Annotated in this window: 20 protein-coding genes and 4 pseudogenes; 4 read left to right on the top strand and 20 right to left on the bottom strand. The window is 71.2% G+C overall.

The features are described from left to right. Positions 1-360 precede the first annotated feature (360 nt). From ACWC09_RS37280 to tap, 3 genes and pseudogenes are all read right to left on the bottom strand, one after another. On the bottom strand, positions 361-1875 hold the full coding sequence (locus tag ACWC09_RS37280) for a COG1470 family protein (RefSeq protein WP_450855470.1): 1515 nt from the start codon (positions 1873-1875) through the stop codon (positions 361-363). 286 nt (positions 1876-2161) lie between these two features. Next, positions 2162-2710, bottom strand: a pseudogene (tpg, locus tag ACWC09_RS37275) (telomere-protecting terminal protein Tpg). A 49-nt stretch (positions 2711-2759) separates the two neighbouring features. Then, positions 2760-4091 (bottom strand): annotated as a pseudogene (tap, locus tag ACWC09_RS37270) (telomere-associated protein Tap); the annotation flags it as partial. Between the two features lie 165 nt (positions 4092-4256). Here tap and ACWC09_RS37265 point away from each other — a divergent pair. After that, entirely contained in the window at positions 4257-4751 is a 495-nt protein-coding gene (locus ACWC09_RS37265) for an NUDIX hydrolase (protein ID WP_450855469.1), read from the top strand. 65 nt (positions 4752-4816) lie between these two features. On the opposite strand, the pseudogene ACWC09_RS37260 reads toward ACWC09_RS37265, so the two are convergent. Further along, a pseudogene (locus ACWC09_RS37260) lies at positions 4817-4906 on the bottom strand (IS5/IS1182 family transposase); the annotation flags it as partial. A 281-nt stretch (positions 4907-5187) separates the two neighbouring features. Here ACWC09_RS37260 and ACWC09_RS37255 point away from each other — a divergent pair. Continuing rightward, the gene (locus tag ACWC09_RS37255) at positions 5188-6765 is read left to right on the top strand and encodes an ABC transporter substrate-binding protein (RefSeq protein ID WP_450855468.1); all 1578 of its coding nucleotides are present in this window, start codon (positions 5188-5190) and stop codon (positions 6763-6765) included. Between the two features lie 168 nt (positions 6766-6933). Here the strand turns inward: ACWC09_RS37255 and ACWC09_RS37250 are convergent, their stop codons facing one another. Continuing rightward, positions 6934-7293, bottom strand: coding sequence for a hypothetical protein (locus tag ACWC09_RS37250; protein ID WP_450855467.1), 360 nt, complete (start codon positions 7291-7293; stop codon positions 6934-6936). 288 nt (positions 7294-7581) lie between these two features. Beyond that, entirely contained in the window at positions 7582-8697 is a 1116-nt protein-coding gene (paaE, locus tag ACWC09_RS37245) for a 1,2-phenylacetyl-CoA epoxidase subunit PaaE (RefSeq protein WP_450855466.1), read from the bottom strand. Positions 8698-8857: 160 nt separating this feature from the next. Between paaE and ACWC09_RS37240 the strand changes: the two are divergent. After that, positions 8858-9075, top strand: a pseudogene (locus ACWC09_RS37240) (helix-turn-helix domain-containing protein); the annotation flags it as partial. A gap of 41 nt (positions 9076-9116) precedes the next feature. Here the strand turns inward: ACWC09_RS37240 and paaD are convergent. From paaD to pdhA, 12 genes are all read right to left on the bottom strand, one after another. Then, a complete protein-coding gene (paaD, locus tag ACWC09_RS37235) occupies positions 9117-9644 on the bottom strand; it encodes a 1,2-phenylacetyl-CoA epoxidase subunit PaaD (protein ID WP_450855465.1) in 528 nt (175 codons plus the stop codon). Next, on the bottom strand, positions 9638-10552 hold the full coding sequence (gene paaC / locus ACWC09_RS37230; protein ID WP_450855464.1) for a 1,2-phenylacetyl-CoA epoxidase subunit PaaC: 915 nt from the start codon (positions 10550-10552) through the stop codon (positions 9638-9640). The genes paaD and paaC overlap by 7 nt, the downstream gene beginning before the upstream one ends. A 9-nt stretch (positions 10553-10561) precedes the next feature. Beyond that, entirely contained in the window at positions 10562-10846 is a 285-nt protein-coding gene (gene paaB / locus ACWC09_RS37225; RefSeq protein WP_450855504.1) for a 1,2-phenylacetyl-CoA epoxidase subunit PaaB, read from the bottom strand. A gap of 38 nt (positions 10847-10884) precedes the next feature. Then, positions 10885-11859, bottom strand: coding sequence for a 1,2-phenylacetyl-CoA epoxidase subunit PaaA (paaA, locus tag ACWC09_RS37220; RefSeq protein ID WP_450855463.1), 975 nt, complete (start codon positions 11857-11859; stop codon positions 10885-10887). Positions 11860-11896: 37 nt separating this feature from the next. Beyond that, complete coding sequence (locus tag ACWC09_RS37215) at positions 11897-12748, bottom strand: enoyl-CoA hydratase/isomerase family protein (RefSeq protein ID WP_450855462.1); 852 nt, start codon at positions 12746-12748, stop codon at positions 11897-11899. Then, a complete protein-coding gene (locus ACWC09_RS37210) occupies positions 12739-13605 on the bottom strand; it encodes a 3-hydroxyacyl-CoA dehydrogenase family protein (protein ID WP_450855461.1) in 867 nt (288 codons plus the stop codon). Before ACWC09_RS37210 ends, ACWC09_RS37215 begins: the two co-directional genes overlap by 10 nt. Then, positions 13602-14363, bottom strand: a complete 762-nt coding sequence (locus ACWC09_RS37205) for an enoyl-CoA hydratase/isomerase family protein (protein WP_450855460.1) — start codon at positions 14361-14363, stop codon at positions 13602-13604. The genes ACWC09_RS37210 and ACWC09_RS37205 overlap by 4 nt, the downstream gene beginning before the upstream one ends. Further along, positions 14360-15541 carry a thiolase family protein gene (locus ACWC09_RS37200; protein WP_450855459.1) on the bottom strand — a complete coding sequence of 394 codons (1182 nt, stop codon included), beginning with the start codon at positions 15539-15541 and terminating at the stop codon, positions 14360-14362. Before ACWC09_RS37200 ends, ACWC09_RS37205 begins: the two co-directional genes overlap by 4 nt. After that, a complete protein-coding gene (paaN, locus tag ACWC09_RS37195) occupies positions 15534-17240 on the bottom strand; it encodes a phenylacetic acid degradation protein PaaN (protein WP_450855458.1) in 1707 nt (568 codons plus the stop codon). Before paaN ends, ACWC09_RS37200 begins: the two co-directional genes overlap by 8 nt. A 76-nt stretch (positions 17241-17316) precedes the next feature. Beyond that, positions 17317-18651, bottom strand: a complete 1335-nt coding sequence (locus ACWC09_RS37190) for a dihydrolipoamide acetyltransferase family protein (protein WP_450855457.1) — start codon at positions 18649-18651, stop codon at positions 17317-17319. After that, positions 18648-19667: an alpha-ketoacid dehydrogenase subunit beta gene (locus ACWC09_RS37185; protein WP_450855456.1), complete on the bottom strand. Its 1020-nt coding sequence runs from the start codon at positions 19665-19667 to the stop codon at positions 18648-18650. Before ACWC09_RS37185 ends, ACWC09_RS37190 begins: the two co-directional genes overlap by 4 nt. Positions 19668-19673: 6 nt before the next feature. Further along, positions 19674-20804 (bottom strand): pyruvate dehydrogenase (acetyl-transferring) E1 component subunit alpha, encoded by a 1131-nt coding sequence (gene pdhA / locus ACWC09_RS37180; RefSeq protein WP_450855455.1) that lies wholly within the window; start codon positions 20802-20804, stop codon positions 19674-19676. Between the two features lie 120 nt (positions 20805-20924). Between pdhA and ACWC09_RS37175 the strand changes: the two genes are divergently transcribed. Then, positions 20925-21425 carry an Lrp/AsnC family transcriptional regulator gene (locus tag ACWC09_RS37175; RefSeq protein ID WP_450855454.1) on the top strand — a complete coding sequence of 167 codons (501 nt, stop codon included), beginning with the start codon at positions 20925-20927 and terminating at the stop codon, positions 21423-21425. Between the two features lie 12 nt (positions 21426-21437). Here ACWC09_RS37175 and ACWC09_RS37170 read toward each other — a convergent pair whose 3' ends face one another. After that, a complete protein-coding gene (locus ACWC09_RS37170) occupies positions 21438-23186 on the bottom strand; it encodes an aldehyde dehydrogenase family protein (protein WP_450855453.1) in 1749 nt (582 codons plus the stop codon). A 5-nt stretch (positions 23187-23191) separates the two neighbouring features. After that, the coding region (locus ACWC09_RS37165) for a histidinol-phosphate transaminase (RefSeq protein ID WP_450855452.1) at positions 23192-24004 on the bottom strand (813 nt) is incomplete at its 5' end.

Genomic DNA, 24004 nt, shown 5'->3' with positions numbered 1-24004 from the left:
ACCGCAGCGCCTCAAGCTCGATCGTCGTCAGCGTCCCCCGGTCGTCGAGCGGCGGAAACCGCATGCCACCCCCACCTACAGCACGGACAGTGATCGGCACCGTAGTACCCGGCACCGGGGTGCGAGGGGCGAGATATGAAACTCCGCAGCCTCCGACCTGCGGTCTGGCCGGAACACTGCGGGCTGTACCGGGTCCAGTCCGGCGGTTTGTGCGAGTACCGCCACCACAGCCCCGATCCCGGTGCCGGGCTGCATTGGGTCGGCGTAGAGCATGCCGTCGCGGGCGCGGCTGCTGCGACCATCGCCGACGGCTTCCGTCCCCACCTGTCCGGGGGCCCCTCCGGACCCCCGGACGACGTGTCAGTTCCCGCCGCGGGACCGTCGGGAGAGCGCTACGGCCGCACCACCGGCCAGCAACAGCGCGCCGGCCGCCCAGACGATCCAGCCTCCGCCGAATCCGGTGTCGGCCAGCGGTCCGGACCCCGCGGAAGGGCCGCCCGAAACGGAGCCGGACGCTCCGGCCGCGGACCCGCCCCGCGCCAGCCGCAGGGTCAGCGCCGCGCTGTCGTTGGAGGCGTCGGGGTCGAGCCCCTTCATGACCTCCAGCGTGCGGACCTGGCCCGTGGAGACGGCCGGGGTACGGGGGCCGATGGCGACGGTGAACGACAGGACGTGTCTGTCCCCCGGGGCGGGGTCATGGTAGTAGCACCAGTAGGAGGACCGGCCCATCCGGGGGCCGGGGTCCGACCCGTCGTCCGTGGGCGGCGGCTGGCAGTTGTCCGGGATCTTCGTGGCCTTCGTGCCCGGCGGCAGCTTGACGAGGACCGGGAGGAAGGCGTCTTCGTCGAGGAGGTCCTGCACCACCGCCGGCCCCCGGTCGATCACCGTGGCGTGCAGCGTGGCGTGACCGCCGCGCCGCCCGGTGGCGGTGTCCCCGGTGACGGCGAAGTCGGCGTGGTTGACGCTGTCGACGTAGGTGGTGAAGTACCGGTCGGTGTTCCCGTTGGACGGCATCGCACCCTTGGGGACCAGGGTCAGCGGGGTCCCGGGGCCGTTCGCCGGGGCGGCGCTGGTCAGCGGGGTGAACTGGTAGAAGATCTTGTCGCGCAGGGCCTCGTCGCCGACCTTGACGCGCAGCGGCGACGACAACGCGTACTGCCGGCCGGGCTCCACCGGGGTGGGGAAGTCGCACAGGGTCTCGTGCACGATGTGCCCCCCGCGGCCGCTCGCGGACACGTCGCGGCAGTTGGACCAGGAGCCCTGGAGGTGCAGCCCGGCGGTGGTGTCGATCAGCAGTTCCACCCCCTTGGCCGCAGGGAGTTGGCCGTTGTTCCACACGTCGAGCGGAAAGTTCAGCGTGTCGCCCGGCACCGCGTTCAGCTGCTCGGCGGACGCGCTCACCTTCAGCTGCGTCTTGCCGTTGGTCAGGGTGAGGTGGTCGCCGGTGACGGTGGCGTCCGACGCCGTGCCGGAGACGGTCACGGTGCCGCTGCTGCCGACGGCCGCATCGGGCTTCGGCACCATCGTGATGACGTGGTAGTCCGAGGTGGCGGACGCCAGGTCCAGTGTGCAGAGGTTGCCGTTGCAGTGCTCCGACGGTGCCGGCTCGGCGAAGTCGGCCACTCCGGACAGGTCGACGGTCAGGTGGACGTGGTGTGCCGTGCCCCCGCCGGCCACCTTCCACCGGTAGACCATGTACACGCTCGCCGGCTCCGTCCCGATGAAGAGCTCGTGCTCGGCGAACTGGACCGTCATCTTTCGTGCGGCGTCCGCCGTGTCGGCGCGGGCCGGACCCGTGCCGAACACCCCCGCCACCAGCGCCACCGCGCCCGCCGCCGCCGTCGCGACCGCGCGTACCCGTGATCGTCTTGCCATCCGACCGAAACCTTCCCCGCGCGCCGGGAGGGTCCCGGCCCGCCGTGCTTCACAGGTGTGACCCGCGAGGTGCGGAAATGGTTGCGGCCAGCCGGGCTCAGGTGTCCGCGCTGCCGGGCACGATGTGACGTGGTCTAGGAGGCCGGACACGGATGATCACAGTCGTCGACCTGTCGCGCTCAGGCTCAACCGCCCACAACACCGTCGGTGACAACATCCTGCCTATGTGACAACCATCGTGCTTCGGCTCAACGTCCTCCGGGGCCCGCTTCTGCGTTGCCCCAGTTCAGAAGGAGACGTCGATGTAGTCGATGTCGGTGAATTCAACCTCAAGTTGGTCGGCGCGGCGGCCGTGGTCCTTGAAGTACATCTCCTGGATGCCTTCGGCGATGACCTCGTTGGGGCTCTAGGCACTGATGCCCCGCTGGGCGTCGAACAAGCGCCGGGCGTAGTCGGCGGCGGGGAGGTGGACTGTGATGCGGCGCTGGCGGCCGTCATCGGTCGTGCCGATCGGCGCCCTGTAGCCGAACCGGGCGCGGGCTTCCACGGTGATCCCGGTACGGGTCGCGGCCTGCTTGCGGCGTCGGTCGCGGACGCGGGGCTGCCAGCGGGCGCGTACGGCCGCGTCGAGCCGGTCGGCAATGGCCTTGGGCGGCTGTTTGCGCGCGCCGGTGCGGTAGCGCTCCGCGGAGCGCTGGGTGATGCCGAGTTCCTGGAAGACGGCCTTGGTCGTCTTCAGCTGCTTCAGCAGGACGTTGATGCGTCCTTTGGGGGTCTTGTGCGGTTCGTGGGTGAAGACTTCCTGGCCCGCGCGCTCGATGGCTTCGTGGACCAGGGCGTCGTCGGCGTCGGTGTTGCCCGGGCGGATCCGTCGCACCACGGGGCTACTCCCCTTCGTCCGTGACGGCGTCGCCGCCCTTGATGTGGCGGGCGGGGTTGTAGCCCTGTTCCATCAGGTCCACAGCCCACGCCATCTCCTGGACACCCTCGACCTTGCCAGAAGCCGGGGTTCGCGCCGATGCGGAAGGTGCCGTAGACCGGTGTGCCGTCGCCGTTGCGCGGGAGGAAGTCCAGTGGGGAGGAGCCTGGGCTGGCGTAGGTGACGCAGTCGGACAGCACCGTGAGCGGGTACAAGCCGGTCAGGGCGGCGAGCTTGGCCAGTTTGCGGTGCGTGTTCACGCGTGCCTTGGCGATGAGCATCGCCCGGATGTGCGGACTCCACGTCGCCCGTTCCAGGGCGGGCCAGCGCTCGCCCTCGGTGTAGTGGCGCCCCTGAGGTCGTTCGCGGAGCTTGCCGATGCCGCCCTTGACCGTCGATTTGATGGCGGACAGGACCATCGCGCTCTGCCGGTGCCGGCGGACGGCCGCCTGCAGGTCCTCGTCGCTCTGGCCGGTGAGGTGCGCCAAGTCGGCGCGGCTGGCCGCGAGTTCACGCAACGCAGTGCGCAGCGTTTCGAGGCCGTCCTCGTGGGCGGCGGCGTAGGTCTTGTGCACGGCCATCGCGGTGAGGAACGCGCTCTCGTCGGTGTCCTTGTCGGTGGGCACACCCATGTCGGCGGTCGTGGTGACGGGAAGGCGTCCTTGAGACGGTCGTGCCACGTGTCCAGGTAACCGCCCGTCTCGTGGCGCAGGTATGCCTCGGCCGGTGTGACGTCGTAGCCGAGTTGACCGCGTACGCCACGGTCGGTGTCGCGTACCAGCCGGGTCCTTCGGGGCGCTGTCCGGTGGGCGTGAACGGGTTCGGCAGGCGCGGGTCCAGTTCGATGTGGGAGAGGTCGACCAGCCGGCTGCCGGGGACCTTCTTGTCGAAGGCCGGGGTCATGACGTGGACCGGCTGCAACAGGCCGACGGTGAGGCGGGCGGCGGCCGCGAGGAAGGCGGTGTTGATGTCGATGCCGACCGCCCGTGGCAGCAGGCACTCCTCATCGGAGAGCAGCTTGGGGTCGCGGACCCACTGGTAGGCCTCTTCGTCCAGGAAGCCGCCCGTCCAGCCCTGGGCGGCGGGGTGTTCCGGCGGGGCTTCCGGCGGGGCCGGGGCGATCGGGCGGGTGAGCGCGCCCGGACACCCACTGGCCGGTCGTCTCGTTGTGCACCGGGCGGGTCGGTGGCCTCGTCGCGGTCATCAGCTCCAGCCCGGACACGGCGGTGGAGCCGCGCGGGGTGATGACCCGGGAGGCGTACACGCCCAGCACGCGGGCGAGGTCTGGGGGGTGCAGGGTGCAGGGTGGCAGCGTCGCCCCAGGCGCGGGTGTCCAGGGTGGCTCTGACGTCGTTGAACGGGGTCTGGCACAAGTTCCGTGAGCCGTCATGGTGAGTTGCCGTGCCTCGGCCTACGTCGGCTGATCACGAGGCGCTCTGGCAGCGACGGCTAGGCTTTCCGGATGCCATCGGTGAGCATGCGTCATTCAGTTCGCGCGATCATCCTCGACGAAGACGACCGCATCCTCCTGTGCGGTTTTGCGATCCCGGACCCGGCGGGGACAGTCGTGTGGGCGGCTCCCGGCGGAGGGGTCGAACCAGGCGAGACGCCGCTTGGCGCGTTGCGTCGCGAAGTGCGGGAAGAGGTAGGTCTCATGATCGAGGCAGACCCGCCGCACGTGTGGCACCAGGAAGTCGTGGCGCCAGGTCACGCCGCAGGCTACGACGGCGTGATCAATGACTACTTCCTCGTGCGCACTGTGCTGTTCGAGCCTCGCGGAGAGCTGTCTGACGACGAGCTCGCGGCTGAGAACATCCGTGAGCTGAAGTGGTGGTCCCTGCCAGACGCCTCCGGTTATCACGGTCCTGATCTCTTCTCTCCCCGCGACCTTGCCGGGCTGCTGGGCACATTGATCACCTCGGGGGTCCCGACGCAACCGGTGCCACTCGGCCTGTGAACGGCGGACCAACCCGTCACGCCTTGCGGGCCCGGTCGTGCCCGGGCCGCCGTTCCCGGTCCGGTCCGTCTTGCCCGCCAGGCCGTGAAGACCGGCTCGATCAGAGCCCACCGGGCATCAGACACGTCACTGCGGTAAGGACGACGCACGCTCACGCCTGTGCTGACGACCGTCAGCACGCGCCGTCACAAAATCATCCCTAACTACCAACTACCTAGATCAGATGCTCTCTAAGACTGCGTGAGTCGGTGATCACGGAAACATCACAAGGTCGATCGAGAAAGCGCCTCGGGGGGCGCACAGTGGCGGACACACCGGGATGACGGTGTCCACACAGCACATTCCGGCAACAGCGCGCTTTCGCGGTGGTTCGGGTCGGGGCGCTGCCCAGTACGTTCTGCCGACCTTTGAACGGCGGATCTAGGAGTGTGCGCGCGTGGGCAACCAGAACCGATTCCTGCGAAGAGTGGCCGCTGTCGCGTCCATTTCCCTGGTGGCGGGGTGCGGCATGGTCTCCAGCAGCAGCGCGGGGGCCGGAAGGCCGATCGTCGTCGGGACGACCAGCGCCCCCAGCACCCTCGATCCCGCCGGATCCTGGGACGGCTCGTGGGAACTGTTCCGGAACATCTACCAGACGCTGCTCGCCTACCCCAACGGCGCCGTCACCCCCGAACCCGACGCCGCCAAGCACTGCGCCTTCACGGACTCGGGCAACCGCACCTACCGATGTGAGCTGCGCTCCGGCCTGAAGTTCAGCGACGGCGACACACTCGACGCACGGGCCGTCAAGTACTCCATCGACCGGATCCGGGCCATCAACGCACCCAGCGGCCCGGCCGGACTCCTCGGCAGCCTCGCCCAGGTGCGGACGCTCGGCAACCGCGAGGTGGTCTTCCACCTCAACAAGCCCGACGCCACCTTCCCGTTCGTCCTCGCCACCCCGGCCATGTCGATCGTCGACCCGGACGACTACCCCGCCACATCGCTGCGCACGGACCAGTCGGTGGTCGGCTCCGGGCCGTACACGCTCAACTCCTACGAGGACGGCAAGCAGGCCGAACTGGTCCGCAACGGCCACTACCAGGGCTTCGCCGACCGGCAGAACGACGCGGTGACCATCCGCTACTTCCATGATTCGGCCACGATGGTCGCAGCCCTGCGCTCGCGGGCGATCGATGTCACCTACCGCGGTCTCGCCGCGTCCGACATCGTCGCCCTGCAGGCCTACCACTCCTCCGACCTGCAACTGATCGACGGAACCGGCATCAACATCAACTACCTGGTGTTCAACCCCAAGGCCCCATGGGCCAGAATTCCTGCCGTACGCAAGGCCGTTGCCCAGATCGTGGATCGTCCCGCCATCGCCTTCAAGGTCTACCAGGGCACCGTCGACCCGCTCTACTCCATGGTCCCCGCCGGACTGACCGGCCACACCGCAGGCTACTTCGACGCATACGGCGACCCCAGCCCCTCCAAAGCCCGCAGGATCCTTGCCGACGCCGGCATCACCCAGCGCGTCCCGCTCACCTTCTGGTACACGACCGACCGCTACGGCTCGGAGACGGCGAAGGAGTTCCAGGAACTCAAGCGGCAACTGGACGCCTCAGGCCTGTTCACCATCACCCTCAAGAGCCGGCCGTGGAAGACGTACGTCGCCGGTTACCAAAGGGGCGAGTACCCGGTGTTCGGGCGCGGCTGGTTCCCCGACTTCCCCGACGCCGACAACTTCATCGACCCCTTCGTCGGCCCCCGCAACACCCTCGGTACCCCCTACACCTCCCCCGTGATCACCGGCAAGCTGCTGCCCGAGTCGCGCGCCGAGAGCAACCGCGGTGAAACCGTCGAGGACTTCGAGGAGGCCCAGCGGGTCCTCGTCGACGACGCCCGCCTGATCCCGCTGTGGCAGGGGCGGCAGTACATCGCGGCCAGTGACGACATCTCCGGGGGCGAGCAGGTGCTCGACCCTTCGACGATCATGATGATGTGGGAGCTGCACCGCAAGGCCAGTTGGTGAGTCTCGAAGCCGGGGGTCGAGGCTTCACGGTCTGCCTCAACGGGCTGCCCGGTACATCAACCAAGGCCGTACGACCTCACATCACGACGAGCCGGCAGACGAGCCCGTCGCACGGCCGCGGTCTCGTCTTGCAGGCCGACAGCGGCGCAGCCTCCTCGCCAACCCGCGCTATGCAGCCCCCTCGCCTGGTCGGGAACCCGCGCGACGATCGTGCAGTTCCGGTGTGAGCGATGGCCGCAGTGTCCATCCGGCCTGTTCGGCAAGCGCCTTCACGCCGCGCAAGGTGTCTTCCATGTTGGTGCGCAGCTCCGCCACGCGGAAGGCCACGATGGCCTCCTCCCGTTCCGAGTTGCGGTCGATCGCCACGCTGGTCCCGGAACGCCCCGGCCCGATACGGGCGACCTGCCGCAGTCTGGTGCCGGTCGTCTCGGGTACGAGCGCCACGTGGCCGGAGGTCTGAGCCGACGCCGGGTCGCCGAACCGGCCGTCCGGATCGGCGAGGGCCCAGCAGCACACCCGCCGCTTCACAAGCAACGGTCCGCCACTCGCCGATCATCGGATGGCGTCGTACCCGACGAAGCGCGCCCCCGCCGTCGGCTCCTCCGCGCCGTCGAGCCACTCCGCACGCTGCAGTTCAGGGCTCAGGCGGGCCGGCGGGGCGATGCCGGTCACCGCGCCCACACCCGCGACGGAGCCGCGTCGAGGTGGACGTCACAGGACAGGCGCGGGACGTCGGCAGACCTCACAGGTGCTCCTCTCTCACGGCCGGGACATCCCGCCGACGGCTGCGTCCCGGCGAGCGGCGGGCGGCGCACCTCAGCTGTCGAAGTCGACCGTCAGGGTGTCGGAGGCGGCGAAACTCTGGCAGGTGAGGACGTAGCCCGCGGAGACCTCCGCCGGTTCCAGCGCGTAGTTGCGGCGCATGTCGGCACGGCCGTCGGTGACGAGAGCACGGCAGGTGCCGCAGACTCCGCCCTTGCACGCGAAGGGCAGGTCGGGGCGGACCTTTTGGGCGCCGTCGAGAACGCTGTGCCGGCGCGAGGCGGAGAACGTCGTGGCTCTCCCGTTCAGAAGGACGGTGACCTCGCTCGTCGGCCGGTCGTCCGGCGCGCCGTCGTGATCGGCCGTGGCCCGAGCGGGAGGTTCCTCGTCGGCATGGAACAGTTCCTGGTGGACGCGGTCAGCCGGCACCCCCAGTCCCGAGAGGACGGCACGGGCGTCGCGGACCATGCCGTGCGGGCCGCACAGCCACCAGTGGTCGGCGTCCCGTGCGTCGATGAGACCGTCGAGCAGCGCGGCGAGCCGCCCGGCGTCCAGCCGTCCCGAGAGCATGTCCGCCTCGCGCGGTTCACGGGAGAGCACGTGGACGAGATGGAAGCGGGACGGATACCGGTCCTTGAGGTCGGCGAGTTCGTCCGCGAACATCACCGAGCCGGTGCGCCGGTTGCCGTACAGCAGGGTGACACGCGAGGTGTCGTCCGCGCCGAGGACGGACGCGGCGATGGAGAGCATCGGCGTGATGCCGGATCCGGCGGCGACCAGCACATGGTGGCCGAGACGGCCGGTGTCGCCCAGGTCGGGAGTGAAGGCGCCGGTCGGACCCATCACGTGCAGGGTGTCTCCCGGGCGTATTCCGTGGACGAGCCAGGAGGAGAACAACCCGCCGGGAACGGCGCGCACACCGATGCGGGGCGGTGTCCCCGCCGGTGAACAGATGGAGTACGAGCGCCGCTCGTCGCGGCCGTCGAACTCGCGACGCAGGGTGAGGCACTGTCCGGGGAGGAAAGCGAATTCCTCCGCCAGCCGGTCGGGGATCTCGAAGGTGAGGGCGGCGGCGTCGGCACAGAGCTGCTCGACGGCGGCGACGCGCAGGGCGTGAAAGGCGGGACGGCGACGGGCCCGTGGCACAGCGGTGATTGCGGGGTGAGTCATAGGGTTTGTCCTTCGTGGATGCCCCGGTCTTCAGGCCGGGGAGAAACGAAGCACCTGCGGAGCAGGGCAAGAAGAGCCGGTTCGCCGCCAGGCCGGACCGGAGTGCACCATCCACCGGCCAACCCCTGTTGCTCACACCGAATCTGATACAACGTCAGGTATGGCGTGGCAGGTCAAGAGGGCGTTCAAGTACCGTTACTACCCCGCCGGCGAGCAGGCAGCGGAGCTGTCGCGTCTGTTCGACTGCGTACGCCTGGTGTACAAGACAAGGCGATGGAGGAGCGCACGCACGCGTGGTACGAAGAGCAGCGTCGTGCCTCCTGCGTGCAGTCGTCGGCCGCGCTGACGCAGTGGAAGAAGTCCGGGGAGCCGGCCTTCGAGGGCGTCGGTCGAGTACACGCGGAGCGACTTCACTGAAGTCAACAGAGGTCCTTCACGTGCTCGAACGGCTCCAGGCAGGCGTGACATCGCCGTAGTGCCTTGCAGGCGGTGGAGCCGAAGTGGGAGATCTCCTCGGTGTCGGGCGAGGCGCAGCGTGGGCAGGGCACGGCCGTCGGTGCGGGGTGGTGGAAGCGGGGCGTGGGCAGCCCGACAGGTTGTGCGGGGCGGTGGGGGGCCCGGCGTGTCGCCGGTGGCGCTATGCCGTGCTCGGCGAGTTTCCGGCGGCCCTCGGCACTGATCCAGTCGGTGGTCCACGGTGGGTCCAGCACCGTGACGATCTCGACCTCGGGAAAGCCGGCCGCTCGCAGCCGGGCGGCGAGCTCCGCGCGCATCTCGGGCATGGCCGGGCAGCCCGAGTACGTCGGCGTGAGACGGGCGACGACCGTGCCGTCCTGTGCCACCTCGACGTCGCGCAGTACTCCGAGGTCGGAGAGCGTCAGCATCGGCAGCTCGGGGTCGGGAACCTCGCGGGCGGTGCGCCATGCGCGTTCCGAGGGCGTCACCATGTCGCGCTCGGGTGGGCGCGGGCGACGCTCTGCAGCTCGGTGAGGAGGGGTGCCAGGTGGTCGGTGTGGACGCCGTCCCGGCCGGAGCCGGCGAGGGCGTCGACGGGCTCCGCATCGACGCCGTCCCGGCCGGAGCCGGCGAGGGCGTCGACGGGCTCCGCATCGCGAAAGCCGGCCCCGGCGTGGCTCAGTCCGGCAGACCGGAGCACTTCGGCGAGTTCCGACCAGGTCCGGTGTGCGACGGCGGCGGGAGCCGCGCCGAGAGGAGCCGCGACGGGGTCGGTCAGCAGTTCTGGCAGCCAGGGAGTGATGGCGCACAGGGCCGCTTCCACGCGTCGACGGGACTCCGTGGTGCCGTCACCGAGCCGCGCCGTCCACTCGGCGGCGTAACGGCGGTGGTAGGCCAGTTCCTTGGCACTCTTGGCGGCGATGGCTGCCAGGACCGGGTCGGGCGCGGTGGTGAGGGTCTCGAAGAGGTCCAGCCGCCAGGTGGACATGACCAGTAGCCGGGTGATGGTGAACGCGAAGTCGCCGCCGGGCAGTTCGGCGAGTCGTACGTTGCGGAAGTCCGCCGCGTCACGGAAGTACGCGTAGGCGTCCTCACCGCGGCCCGTGCCGTCGGCGCGGCCGGTCCTCGCGTACAGCAGGCGGGCCTGACCCAGCAGGTCCAGTCCGATGTTGGCCAGGGCCAGTTCCTCCTCCAGTTCGGGTGCGCGGGTGCACCATTCGGCGAGCCGCTGGGCGGACACCAGGGCGTCGTCGGCCAGCGCTAGGCAGCAGGCCGCCAGGGCTCCCGCGTCGACGCCGTCGGGCACGGCCTGGTCCATGCCGTGCAGCGGGTCGGTGAATCCGGTGCCGAACGCCCACCGTGTGTCGTCGTGGGATGTGTGCAGGTCCTCGTCGCTCATGCGCTGTTCCTAGATGTGGGGGACGTCGTCGGGGATGGCGTAGAAGGTGGGGTGGCGGTAGACCTTGTCGCCGCTGGGGGCGAAGAAGGCGTCCTTCTCGTCAGGGGCGGAGGCGGCGATGGTGTCGGAGCGCACCGCCCAGATGCTCACGCCCTCGCTGCGTCGTGTGTACAGGTCGCGGGCGTGGAGGAGGGCCATGTCGTCGTCGGCCGCGCGCAGGGAGCCGACGTGGACGTGGTTGAGGCCGCGCTTGCCACGGACGAAGATCTCGTACAGCGGCCACTCCCGCCGCATGCGGTCCGCGGATCGGGCGTCGGTGCCGGTGGTCTCGCTCATGCCGCCGCTCCTTCGCGCACCCGGACGGCCTGCTTGGCGGCGTAGGCGGCGGCTGCGTCCCGTACCCAGGCGCCTTCCTCGTGCGCGGCCCTGCGTCGTGCGATCCGTTCGTCGTTGCACGGCCCGTCGCCGGCGATCACGCGGTGCAGCTCCGTCCAGTCGGGAGTGCCGAAGTCGTGGCGGCCGCGCTCCTCGTTCCACTTCAGTTCCGGGTCGGGCAGGGTGACGCCCAGCTTCTCGGCCTGCGGGACCGTCATGTCGACGAAGCGCTGGCGCAGTTCGTCGTTGGAGTGCCGCTTGATCTTCCAGGCCATGGACCGCATGGAGTTGGGAGAGTCGTCGTCGGGCGGCCCGAACATCATCAGGGACGGCCACCACCAGCGGTCGACGGCGTCCTGCACCATGGCCCGTTGCTCGTCGGTGCCCCGCATCATGGTCATCAGCAGTTCGTAGCCCTGCCGTTGGTGGAAGGACTCCTCCTTGCAGATGCGCACCATCGCGCGACCGTAGGGGCCGTAGGAGGTGCGGCAGAGGGGCACCTGGTTGCAGATGGCCGCGCCGTCCACGAACCAGCCGATCACGCCGACGTCCGCGAAGGTGCGGGTGGGGTAGTTGAAGATGGAGGAGTACTTCTGACGGCCTTCGACCAGCCGCTCGGTCAGCTCGGTGCGGTCGGCGCCGAGGGTCTCGGCCGCCGAGTAGAGGTACAGCCCGTGCCCGGCCTCGTCCTGCACCTTGGCGAACAGGATCGCCTTGCGGCGCAGCGAGGGGGCCCTGGTGATCCACTCTCCCTCCGGCTGCATGCCGATGATCTCGGAGTGGGCGTGCTGGGCGATCTGCCGGATGAGCGTGGCGCGGTAGCCGTCGGGCATCCAGTCGCGGGGTTCGATGCGGTGATCCCGGTCGATGGTGTCCTGGAAGGCCGACTCGGGGCTTGGGGCCCCGGGGGGTGTGCCCGTGGGGTTGTTCATGGTGGGTCCGTCCCGTCGTACTGGGTAGGTGGGTGGGTCAGTGGCCGCGGAAGGCGGGGCCACGGCGCTCGAGGAAGGCCGCTACGGCTTCCTGGTGGTCTTCGGTGGCGCCGAGGCGCCGTTGGATCACGGCCTCGCGTTCCAGTGCGGCGGGCAGCGGGGTGGTGGCGGCGCCTCGGAGCAGTGCCTTGATCTCCCGGTGGGCGGCGGTGGGCCCGCAGGCCAGGGAGCGCGCCAGGGCCAGCCCCTCGGCCGTGGCGGTGCCGTCGGGTACGACGCGTTGGACGAGACCCCAGCGTTCGGCGTCCCGGGCGGAGAAGGGCTCGTTGAGGAGCATGAGTGCGGCGGTGCGTGAGGGGCCGAGCTGTCGGGCGAGGGCGCGGGCTACCCCGGAGTCGGAGGCCAGGGCCAGGCCGGTGAAGGCGGTGGCGAAGCGTGCGCTCTCGGCGGCGACGCGCAGGTCGGCGCAGAGCGCGATGCCGAGTCCGGCTCCGACGCAGTTGCCCTCGACGGCCGCGACGAGCGGGATCGGCAGCGCGTTCAGCTCCTTCATCAATGGGTTGTAGTCGTTGGGAAGGTTCGCGAACGCCCGGGTGGGCGAGCTCTTCAGCAGCCGGGCGTGTTCGGTGAGGTCCTGTCCGACGCTGAAGTTCTTGCCGCGGGCTGTGATGAGCGCCGCCCTCACTCCGCGGGCGGCATCCGTGGTCAAGCGGCGGGCTGCGGTGAGCAGTGCGCTGCGCAGGTGCGCGTCGAGCGCGTTGCCAGCCGTGAGGCCGCGCAGTTCGACGACGGCCACGGCTCCGGTGACGTCGTAGGCCACCCCGTACGCCTCGCGGTCCTCCCCTTGGCCTTCCCGGGCGGGGACGGAGGGGCTGTCGTTCAGTGCCATGAGTAGAACCCCTGACCGGTCTTGCGGCCCAGTTCTCCGCGGGCGACCTTCTCGCGCAGCAGCCGGGGCGGCGCGAACCGCTGTCCGAGGGTGGTGTGCAGGTGTTCGGCGATGGCGAGGCGTACGTCGAGGCCCACCACGTCGGTCAGGCGCAGCGGCCCCATCGGGTGCCGGTAGCCGAGGCGCATGGCCGTGTCGATGGCCGCCGGGTCGGCGACACCCTCCTCGACCATGCGGATCGCCTCGAGACCGAGCGCGAGACCGAGCCGGCTGCTGGCGAAGCCGGGTGAGTCGTTGACGACGATCTCCTGTTTGCCGAGGGCGCGGGTCCAGCCGATCGCCGCGGTCAGGGTTTCGTCGCTGGTGTCGGGAGCGGTGACCAGTTCGACGAGCGTGGAGACGGGCACGGGGTTGAAGAAGTGCATTCCCAGGAACCGCGCCGGACGCTTCAGGGCCGCGGCCAGTTCGGTCACCGGCAGGGAGCTGGTGTTGCTGGCCAGTACGCACTCCGCCGTCACGACCTGTTCGGTGGCGGCGAGCAGGCCGGCCTTGAGGACCGTGTCCTCGGGCACCGCCTCGATGACGAGCTGCATGTCATGGGGCAGTTCGGCGACCGAGGTCACGGCGGTGACCCGGGCGGCCGCCGCGCGGGCCGCGGTTCCGTCGAGCCCCCCGCGCTCGGCGGCCAGCCGCAGCCCGGCGGCGATCCTGTCGTGGGCGGTGGCCGCGGCCGCGGCGTCGTGTTCCACGACCGTCACGGACGATCCGACGGCCGCGAAGGACTGGGCGATACCGGCGCCCATCCGGCCGCCGCCGATCACCCCCACGACGGCGGGCGGTGCGGATGCCGAGGTCATGCCCGGCCTCCCTTCTCGTCCAGGAAGCGCGTCATGCGCTCCTTCTTGTCGCTGCCTTCGAACAGCACGGCCTGGGCGAGGTCGTCGGCCACGGGGTGGGCTCCCGGGGCGTCGGTGACGAGCTTGGTGAGCCGCAGGGCCAGGGCCGAGGAGCGGGCCATGCGGTCGAGCAGGGCGTGTGCCTCGACGATCAGCCGGTCCGTGGGTACGACGTCCATGAGCAGTCCGCAGGTGAGCGCGGCCGGCGCGTCGAGGGTGCGGCCGGCGAGCAGGACCTGTTTGGCCACCGATTCGCCGACCAGTTCCCGCAGTCGCCAGCACGCGCCGGCGGCGGCGAGGATGCCCAGGCCGGGCTCGGGGTTGCCGAAGACCGCGTCGGGGCCGGCGATGCGCAGGTCGCAGGCGTACGCCAGTTCGGCGCCGCCGCCGAGCGCCCAGCCGGACACGGCCGCCACCGTGGGCATGGGCAGTCTGCGGATCCGCTCGAAGAGGCGGCTGTTGATGCCCCGCAGCGCCTCTTGCCTGCCGCGCTCGCGCAGTTCGGCGATGTCGGCGCCGCCGGCGAACACCCCGCCGTGCCCGGTGAGCAGGAGCAGCTTGGGGTCGTGCTCCAACTCCTGGCACACACGGTGCAGTTCGGCGACCATGCGGCCGTTGACGGCGTTGCGGGCCTCGGGGCGGTGCAGGGTGACGACGAGCCGGTCCGCCCGCCGTTCGACGAGCAGGGTCTCGTACGAGGTGTCGGCGGTCGTGCTCATACGCGCTCCAGCAGCATCGACACGCCCATCCCGACGCCCACGCACATGGTCGCCAGGCCCCGGTGGCCGTTCTCGCGTTCCATCCGGCCGAGCAGGGTGAGCACGATGCGTGCGCCGGAGCAGCCCAGCGGGTGGCCGAGGGCGATGGCGCCGCCGTCGGCGTTGACGCGGTCCTCGTCCAGCTTCAGCCTGCGGATGACCGACAGTGCCTGGGAGGCGAACGCCTCGTTGAGTTCGACCGTGTCCAGGTCGTCGACGCTCCAGCCCGCCCGGTCCAGTGCCAGCGCGGTGGCCGGCACGGGGCCGAGTCCCATGAGGCGGGGCTCGACCCCGGCCGAGGCGGCGGTGACGACACGGGCGCGGGGAGTCAGCCCGTACCGTTCGACCGCCGCCCCGCTCGCCACCACCAGGGCCGCTGCCCCGTCCGACAGCGGCGAGGAGTTGCCCGCGGTGACGATTCCCTCGCGGCGGAAGGAGGTGCGCAGCGCGCCGAGTTTCTCCAGCGTGGTGTCCGGCCGAGGTCCCTCGTCCTGGGTCACCTCCCCGTCCTTCACCGGTACCGGGACGATCTCCTGGTCCAGGCGGCCGGCTCGCCCGGCGGCCTGTACCCGCCGGTGGCTGCGCAGGGCGTAGGCGTCCGCCTCCAGGCGTGTGATGCCGTCCAGGGCGGCGAGTTCCTCGGCGGTCTCGCCCATCGACAGGGTGGTCTCGGCGGGGAAGCGCGGGTTGGTGAAGCGCCAGCCGAGGGGGGTGTCGTGCATTTCGGTCGGCCGGGCCCAGGGTGTGCCCGGCTTGGCCATCACCCAGGGGGCGCGGGTCATCGACTCCACTCCGCCCGCCACGACCAGGTCGGCCTCGCCCGCCCGTATCGTCTGGGCGGCGGACGCCACGGCCGTCAGGCCGGACGCGCACAGCCGGTTGACGGTGTATCCGGGCACGTGGTGCGGCAGACCTGCCAGCAGTGCCGCCATCCGCGCCACGTTGCGGTTGTCCTCGCCGGCCTGGTTGGCGGCGCCGAGGATCACCTCGTCGACGGCTTCGGCCGGGGTGCCGGAGCGCCGCACCGCCTCGCCGACGACCAGGGCGGCCAGGTCGTCGGGGCGTATGGAGGCCAGGGCACCGCGGTGGCGTCCCAGCGGGGTGCGGGCGCCGTCGATCAGATAGACCTCGTCAGACATGGTCGTGCTCCTCTGCGGTTGCGTGACGGCGGGACTGGAGGACCGAGAACCGGCCGTGGACGAACGCCGGGTCGGTGAGCGTCGCGTTGGCGGCGGGGTTGGCCGAGGTGCCGTGGAAGTCGCTGAAGGCCGCGGACTGGTTGGGGAAGACGTCCCGGGTCAGGTTCTCCGACAGGTGCACCCCGGCTTCCAGGGCCGTCGCACGCGTCGCCGTCAGTACGCCCTCGTCGGTCGCGTACACGCAGGCGGTGAGGGCGCCGTGGCGTCGTACGGTCTCGTGCAGGACGCGCAGGGAGTGTGCGGTGTCGTCGGTGGCGATGACGAAGGAGATGGGCCCGAACCACTCGCTCGTGCAGGTCTTCATGTCGGCCTCCGCGTCGAGCCGGGCCAGCAGCGGGGTGCGGACGACTGCGTCCGGGTGGTCGGGGTGCACCACGGCCCGGGAGGGATGGGCGGTACGGTCCAGGGCCGCCGCCTCCTCCAGGCGGGCGAGGACTCCGCCGTTCGCGATGGCTCCGAGGGTGGCGGCCGCGCGGGCCGGGTCGGCGAGCAGGTCGTCCAGCGCGGAGCCCAGATCGGCGGCGAACTCGTCGGCCGTACGCGTCCCTTGGTCGGTGGGGAAACCGTCGCGGGGCACCAGGATGTTCTGCGGGGTGGTGCACATCTGGCCGCTGTAGAGCGCCAGCGAGAAGGCGAGGTTGCGCAGCAGTCCGGCGTAGTCGTTCGTGGAGTCCACGACGACGGTGTTCAGCCCCGCCTTCTCCGTGTGCACGACGGCCTGACGGGCGTGGGCCTCCAGCCAGTCGCCGAAATCGCTGGAACCGGTGAAGTCCACGATCCGCACATCGGGGTGGGTGGCCAGGGCGGGAGCCGTGCGCTCCTCGGGGCCCGAGGCGGCCAGCAGGACCACGTCGGGGTCGAAACCGGCCTCCGCCAGCACGTCGCGGGCGATCCGCACGGTGATCGCCAGCGGCAGCACGGCCCGCCGGTGCGGCTTGACGACCACCGGGTTGCCGGTGACCAGGCTCGCGAAGAATCCCGGATATCCGTTCCAGGTGGGGAAGGTGTTGCAGGCGATGAGCACCGCCACACCGCGGCCGACCGGGGTGTAGGACTTCTCCATGACCAGCGGTCCGCCGCGACGCCGGGGCTTGCTCCAGTGCGCGGTGGCCGGATGGCGCCGCTGTGCCTCCCAGGCGTAGGCCACTGCTTCCAGCCCGCGGTCCTGGGCGTGCGGGCCGCCCGCCTGGAAGGCCATCACGAAGGGCTGGCCGGTGGTGTGCTGGACGGCGTGGGCGATCTCGAAGCTCGCGGTGTTCAGGCGGGCCAGGATCTCGGCCGCGACTCCGGCGCGGGCATCGGCGCTGGCGGCACGCCAGGCCGCGCCCGCCGCCTTGGCGGTGGCCACGGCCACCTCGGGCACCAGATGGGGGTAACTGACGCCGAGGGGAAAGCCGTAGGGCGAGACTTCGGCGGCCGGGACGGTGCCGGTGGCCGGGTGCCCGTCGAGCGCGAAGCGGCGGTCGAGGAGGTCGCGGAAAGCGACCTCTCCGCGTTCGGGGGCTCCGGCTCCGTACGCGGAGGCGCTGGGGGTTTCCGGATAGGGCGTCCAGTAGCCGCGGTCGGTGGTGCGTTCCACCGCCTGGTGGAGGAGCTCCACATGGCGGGCGAAGAAGTCGGGGTGCTGGTCGGTGGACATGAGACTCCAGGCCGAACGTTCGGTAGGTGGATGGGCGCGGTGGGCCCGAGCGGAGGGGAAGAGAAGACGGGCCGGATCAGACGTCGGCGAGCAGGATCGCCGGGCGCTCCACGCAGTCGGCGACGAAGCGCAGGAAGCCGCCGGCCACGCCGCCGTCGCAGACCCGGTGGTCGAAGCTGAGCGAGAGCTGCGTGACCTTGCGTACGGCGAGCGCGCCGTCCACCACCCAGGGTTTGTCGACGATGCGGCCCACGCCGAGGAGCGCCGCCTCCGGATGGTTGATGATGGGCGTCGAACCGTCGACGCCGAACACGCCGTAGTTGTTGAGGGTGAAGGTCCCGCCGGTCAGCCGGTCGGGCGGCAGGTTGCCGTCGCGGGCGAGAGCGGTCAGCCGCGCCAGTTCGGCGGCCAGTTGTACGGTCGTCAGCCGGTGGGCGTCACGGACGACCGGGACGACGAGTCCGCGTTCGGTCTGGGCGGCGAAGCCGAGGTGCACTTCGTCGAAGCGCAGGATCTCGCGCTGTTCGGTGTCGACCGCGGAGTTCAACTCGGGGTAGCGGCGCAGACCGGCGACACAGACGCGGGCCAGCAGTGCCAGCAGCCCGACACGACGGCCGGGTTCGGCGGCCTCCAAGACCTTCTTGGCCTGGAGCAGTCCGGTGGCGTCCACGTCGACCCAGGTGGTGGCGTCGGGGATCTCGGCCCGGCTGCGCGAGAGCTTGTCGGCCACGGCCCGGCGGACACCGCGCAGGGGGATGCGCACGAGACCGTTCGCGACGGGCTCCGTGCGGGGGGCGGCTTCCCTCGGGCTGCGGGCGCCCTGGGCGAGGGCCTGCTCCACGTCGCGCCGCAGGACGACTCCGGCGGGACCGGAAGGCCGCAGGGCGGTGAGATCGATTCCGTTGTCCCGGGCCATTCTCCGTACCAGGGGTGAGATGACCCGGGGGGCGTGCGGCTCGACCGGCGGCACCGCGGTGGTCTCGGGGCCGCCCGCGGACGTCGTGGCCGCGCGTCGGCGGCGACGGCGGGGCGCCGGTTCACGGCCGGTGCCGTAGCCGATCAGCACGTTGCCGGATCCGGCCTGCTCCTCCTCGCGGTACCGCTCGGCGGCCACCTCGCTCGGGCGTGAGCCGGTGTCTTCTCCCCCGGCGGAGGCACCGGCCCCCACAGTGATCAGCGGTTCGCCCACCCCCAGCGCGGTGCCCGCCTCGGCGTGCAGCCGCAGCACGGTGCCCGCGTAGGGCACCGGCACCTCGACCGCGGCCTTGGCGGTCTCCACCTCGACCACGATCTGGTCGATCGTCACCGTGTCGCCGACGGCGACCTTCCAGTCGATGATCTCCGCCTCGGTCAGTCCCTCGCCGAGGTCGGGCAGGCGGAACAGTTGCTCCCGCGACGTCGCGGTGCTCATGCGACCGCTCCCTTCAGCAGGTGGCGGGCATCCGGCTCGTCGGCGAACTGCAGGCGGTCGACGGCGTCGAGGATCCGGTCGACGCCGGGCAGGTGGGCGTGCTCCAGCTTCGGCGGCGGATACGGGATGTCGAACCCGGAGACCCGTAGGACCGGCGCGGCCAGGGAGTGGAAGCAGCGCTCCTGGACCCGCGCGGCGATCTCGGCGCCGACTCCGGCGAAGCCCTGGGCCTCCTGCACGACCACGCAGCGCCCGGTCCTGCGGACGGACTCCGTGACGGTCTCGTCGTCGAAGGGGACCAGGGTCCGCAGGTCCACCACTTCGAGGTCGATCCCGTCGGCGGCGGCGGCCTCGGCCGCCGCCAGGGCCACCGGGACCGACGGCCCGTAGGCGACCAGCGTGGCGTCGCGGCCCACCCGCCGTACCGCCGCCCGGCCGAAGGGCGGCGCTTCCCGCGTCTCCAGGTCGGCGTCCTCGCGCGACCAGTACAGCTTCTTCGGCTCCAGGAAGACCACGGGGTCGGGGTCCGCCACCGCGTCGCGCAGCAGCCAGTACGCGTCCTCGGCCGTGGCTGGGGTGACGACCTTCAGGCCGGGGGTGTGCGCGTAGTAGGCCTCACTGGAGTCGCAGTGGTGCTCCACTCCCCCGATCCCGCCGGCGTACGGGATGCGGATCACCATCGGCAGGCCGATCCGTCCGCGGGTGCGGTTGCGCAGCTTGGCGACGTGGGAGGCGATCTGCTCGAACGCCGGGTACGCGAAGGCGTCGAACTGCATCTCCACCACGGGCCGGAATCCGCCCATCGCCATGCCGACCGCCAGCCCGACGATGCCGGCCTCGGCCAGCGGGGTGTCGAAGCAGCGCTGTTCCCCGAAGTCGCGGGTCAGGCCGTCGGTGATGCGGAACACCCCGCCGAGCGGACCGACGTCCTCGCCGAAGACGAGCACCCGCTCGTCCTCACTCAGCGCGTCGCGCAGGGCGGTGTTGAGCGCCTGCGCCATCGTGACCTTGGTCATCGGGGTTCAGTCCTCCTGATCGTGCCCGGAGGCGTCGACCGCCGCCAGTTCGGCGGCCAACTGGGCCCGCTGCTCGTGCAGTTGGGGTGTCGGTTCGGCGTAGACGTGGTCGAACAGCTCCAGCGGGTCCAGCTCGGAGTCCGCGTTCATGCCCGCGCGCACCCGCGCGGCCAGTTCCTCGGCCTCCTCCCGCAGCGCGGCGACGTCCTCGTCGGTGAGCGCGTCCCGCGATCGCAGGTACGCCTCCAGCCGGTCGACCGGGTCGGCAGCCCGCCACTGCTCGACCTCGTCGTCCTCCCGGTAGCGGGTGGCGTCGTCGGCGTTGGTGTGCGCGTCCATGCGGTAGGTGTGCGCCTCGACCAGGACGGGACCGTGTCCGGCCCGTGCGTGCTCCACCGCCGTGGTCAGTACCGCCAGCACGGCGACCAGGTCGTTGCCGTCGACCTGCTCGGAGCGCACGCCGTGGCCGATGCCCTTGTACGCGAGCGCGGGTGCCGCGGTCTGCCGGGCCAGCGGCACGGAGATCGCGTACTTGTTGTTCTGGACGAAGAAGACGACCGGCGCGCGGAAGACGGCCGCGAAGTTCAGCGCCTCGTGGAAGTCGCCCTCGCTGGTGGCACCGTCACCGACGAGAGCCATCGCCACGCCGCCGGTGCCCGCGCGGCGCAGGGACTCGGCCATACCGGTGGCGTGCAGCACCTGCGTGGCCAGCGGGGTGCACTGCGGAGCGACGCGGGTGGCGGCGGGGTCGTAACCGCAGTGCCAGTCGCCGCGCAGCAGCGTCAGCACCTCGACGGGGTCGATGTCGCGGGTGACCAGGGCCACCGAGTCGCGGTAGGTGGGAAACAGCCAGTCGTCGGGGCGCAGCGCGAGCACGGCACCGATCTGGCAGGCCTCCTGGCCTCGGCTGGAGGGGTAGACCGCGAGCCTGCCCTGCTTGGTCAGGGCGGTCGCCTGGGTGTCGAACCGGCGTCCCAGGACCATCCGCCGGTAGGCCTCGCGCAGGGCCTGGGCCGGTGGCTCGGCGTAGTCGGCCGGCTGTCTGGCGACCGCTGTGCCGTCCTCGGCCACGAACCGTACCGGCGTCAGCGACGGCAGCAGGCCCTGGACGGTCTGGCGGAGGCTCTTCACAGACATGGAGGGCACTCGCTTTCTCTGGACACTTGACAGGAGAATGGTCGCCACCGCGGAATATGTGTTCAATAGCTCCGCCGAACTGGCGATGAAATGCCGAACTGAGCGAGACAGGAGAGCAATGTGTCCGAGGAAAGCGCGCCGCCGGGTGCGGCGGCCGGACGAACTGCCGTCCCGCTCGACGACATCGACCGGCAGATCCTCAGCCGGCTCCTCGAGGACGGCCGGATCTCGGTCCGGGCCCTCGCCGAGCAGGTCCACATCTCCAGGGCCAACGCCTACACACGTATCGGCAGACTGGTGGCCGAGGACGTCATCACGGGCTTCACCGCACAGCTGAACGCGCAGCGGGCCGGCCTCGGTACGAGCGCCTACGTGATGCTGGGCATCGACCAGAACGCCTGGCGCGACATCTCGCGCGAGCTGCGTGAGATCCCGTATGTGGAACATGTCGCCCTGGTCACGGGCGACTTCGACGTCCTGGTGCTGGTGCGCGCGCCGGACAACATCGCGCTTCGCCAGGTCGTGCTGGGGAACATCCAGGCGGTGCCGGGCGTGCGCTCGAGCCGCACCTGGCTCGTCTTCGACGAGGTGCGCGGGCGCGGCGCCACCTGGACCGGCTGAGCACAGGCCGGCTCATACGTCGATGAGCTCGACGGCGAGGCCGGGGTCGGGCACGGCAACGCCGTCGGGTGCCGGCCCGGGGACCGTGAACTGTTCCGCCGCCGCGGCGGACGCGGAGGCCGCCGGCGGGGCGTGCCACCGGGAGCGCAGTACGCGAAACCGTCCGGTGACGAAGTGGGCGCCGGCGCCCGGCAGTTCGGCGAGCGCCGAGGAAGGGCCGGCGGGCAGGTCGCTGAGGTTCGCCACCAGATCGACCCCGGCGTCCAGCGCGGCCGCCTCGGCGGCCGCCAGCACCAGTGGGTCGGTGGAGTGCACAGCGGCGTAGATCGCGCCGTGCCGTGCCACGGTACGGCGCAGAAGCGCCAGGGCGTGCGAGGTCGAATCGGTCCCCACCAGGAAGGAGACCGGACCGGGCCATTCCCGTGTGTAGACCGGCTCGTCCGAGGCCCGCAGCCGCACCAGCAGCGGGCTGCGCGTGTCGGCACCCGGATGGTCCGGGTGGGCGACCGGAGCGGAGGCGTGCAGGACCGGGCCGTACCGTGCGGCCTCCGCCAGCGCGTCACGCACCTCGTCGGCGGTGATCGCGCCCAGTACCCGCGCCACGCGTGTGGGATGACCGAGCAGGCGGTCCACGGCGTCAGCGAGGTCGGACCCGAGGTCCCGAAGGGTCTTGCGGCCCTCGTCGGTCCCGAAACCCTGGTCGGGGACCAGGATGTTCTGCGGGGTGGTGCGCACCGTGCCGTTGCACAGGCACAGGGAGAGGGCGAGTCCGCGGACCAGCCCCCGGTAGTCGTCGGTCGAGTCCACGACCACGGTGTTCAGTCCGGTCCGGTCGGCGAACACGGCGGCCTGGCGGGCGTGTTGCTCCAGCCAGGTCGCGAAGCGCGCCGAGCCGGTGAAGTCGACGATGCGCACCGCCGGGTCCGTGGCCAGCCGCCGGTGCACCTGCCGCTCCGGTTCCGCCACCGCCAGGGTCACGACGTCCGGGTCGTGACCTGCCTCCACGAGCACCTGCCGGGCGACCCGCACCGTGATCGCCAGTGGCAGCACCGAGCGTGGGTGGGGGGCCACGACGACGGGATTGCCGGTCACCAGACTGGCGAACAGGCCGGGAAACCCATTCCAGAGGGGGAAGTCGGGACAGCCGACGAGCAGCGACACCCCCCGGGGCACGAGGGTGCAGCTGCCCCGCAGGGCCAGTGGTCGACCGCGTCGTCCGGCACTCTCCAGGGGCAGGTCGGCCGGGACGCGTTCCGACTCGGCGAAGGCCTGGGCGACGGCCTCCAGAGCACGGTCCTGGGCGCGCGGCCCCGCGGCGCGAAGAGCGGTCGGCAACGGCTGGCCGGTGGTGTGGTGCACCGCCAGGGCCAGCTCGTGGCTGCGGGTGTTCAGCCGACGCAGGATCTCCACGGCGAGCCCTGCGCGCTGGTAGGGCCCGGCGGCCCGCCAGCCGGCCGCGGTCCGTGCGGCCGCGGCGACCAACTCGGCCGGGTCGCAGCGTGGATAGGCGATGCCCAGGCCGATGCCGTACGGCGACGACTCCGTGCGCACACTGCCGAGTGCGCCGGGCTGCCCCAGGTCGAAGGGCCGTCCCAGCAGGGAGTCGAAGACCTTTCCGGCGGTGCGTGTCGATCTCATCCCCGCGTCCGCTGCGTCCTGGCCGGTCGCCTCGGTGAAGGGGCGGCGGCGTTCACCGGCGGCGAGGGCGGCGACGACGCTCTGGAGCAGTTCGCGGTGCCGTTCGTAGGCGCTGGGGCGCATGGCCTTCAGCCTTTCCAGGTCGCCGCGAGTGCCAGTAGGGCGTCGTTCTCCTCCGGCAGACCGATCGTCACCCGGACGCCCTCGCCGAAGAACGGGCGGACCACCACTCGCCCGGCGAGGCAGTGCACCGCGAAGTCCGCGCTGTCGTCGGCGAGCGGCAGCCACACGAAGTTGGACTGGGAGTCGGGGACGTCGAATCCCAGCGCACGCAGCCGCCGGGTGACACGGTCTCGTTCGGCGACCGTGAGCGCGGCCTGCCGGGCGACCTCGCCGGATTCACCGAGGGCGACGACGGCCGCCCGCTGGGCGAGGGCGCTGACGCTGAACGGCACCTGGGTCTTGCGCACGTGGGAGGCGACATCGGGCGGCGCGACGCAGTAACCGACACGCAGCCCCGCCAGGCCGTAGGCCTTCGAGAAGGTCCGCAATACCACCACGTTCGGCCGGTCGCCGAGGAGCGCGAGGGCGTCGGGGACCAGGGCGGGATCGGCGTACTCCCGGTACGCCTCGTCGACGACGATCATCACGTCCCGCGGCACCCGGTCGGCGAAGTCGAGCAGGTCCCGCTCGCCGAGCGCGGTGGAGGTGGGGTTGTTGGGGTTGCACACGAACACCAGCCGGGTCCGGTCGGAGATCGCCGCAGCCATGGCGTCGAGGTCGAGAGTGTGATCACGCAGGGGCACCTTCACCGCCGATCCGCCCGCGACCGCGGTGAGGATCGGGTACGCCTCGAAGGAACGCCAGCCGAAGACGACCTCGTCGCCGGGGCCGACGACCGTGTGCAGCAGCTGTCCGCAGACCTCGGAGGAGCCGGCGCC

The organism is Streptomyces sp. NPDC001617, assembly GCF_053596855.1.
The sequence above is the reverse complement of the archived record's forward strand: the minus strand, read 5'-3'. Positions and strand labels throughout refer to the sequence as shown.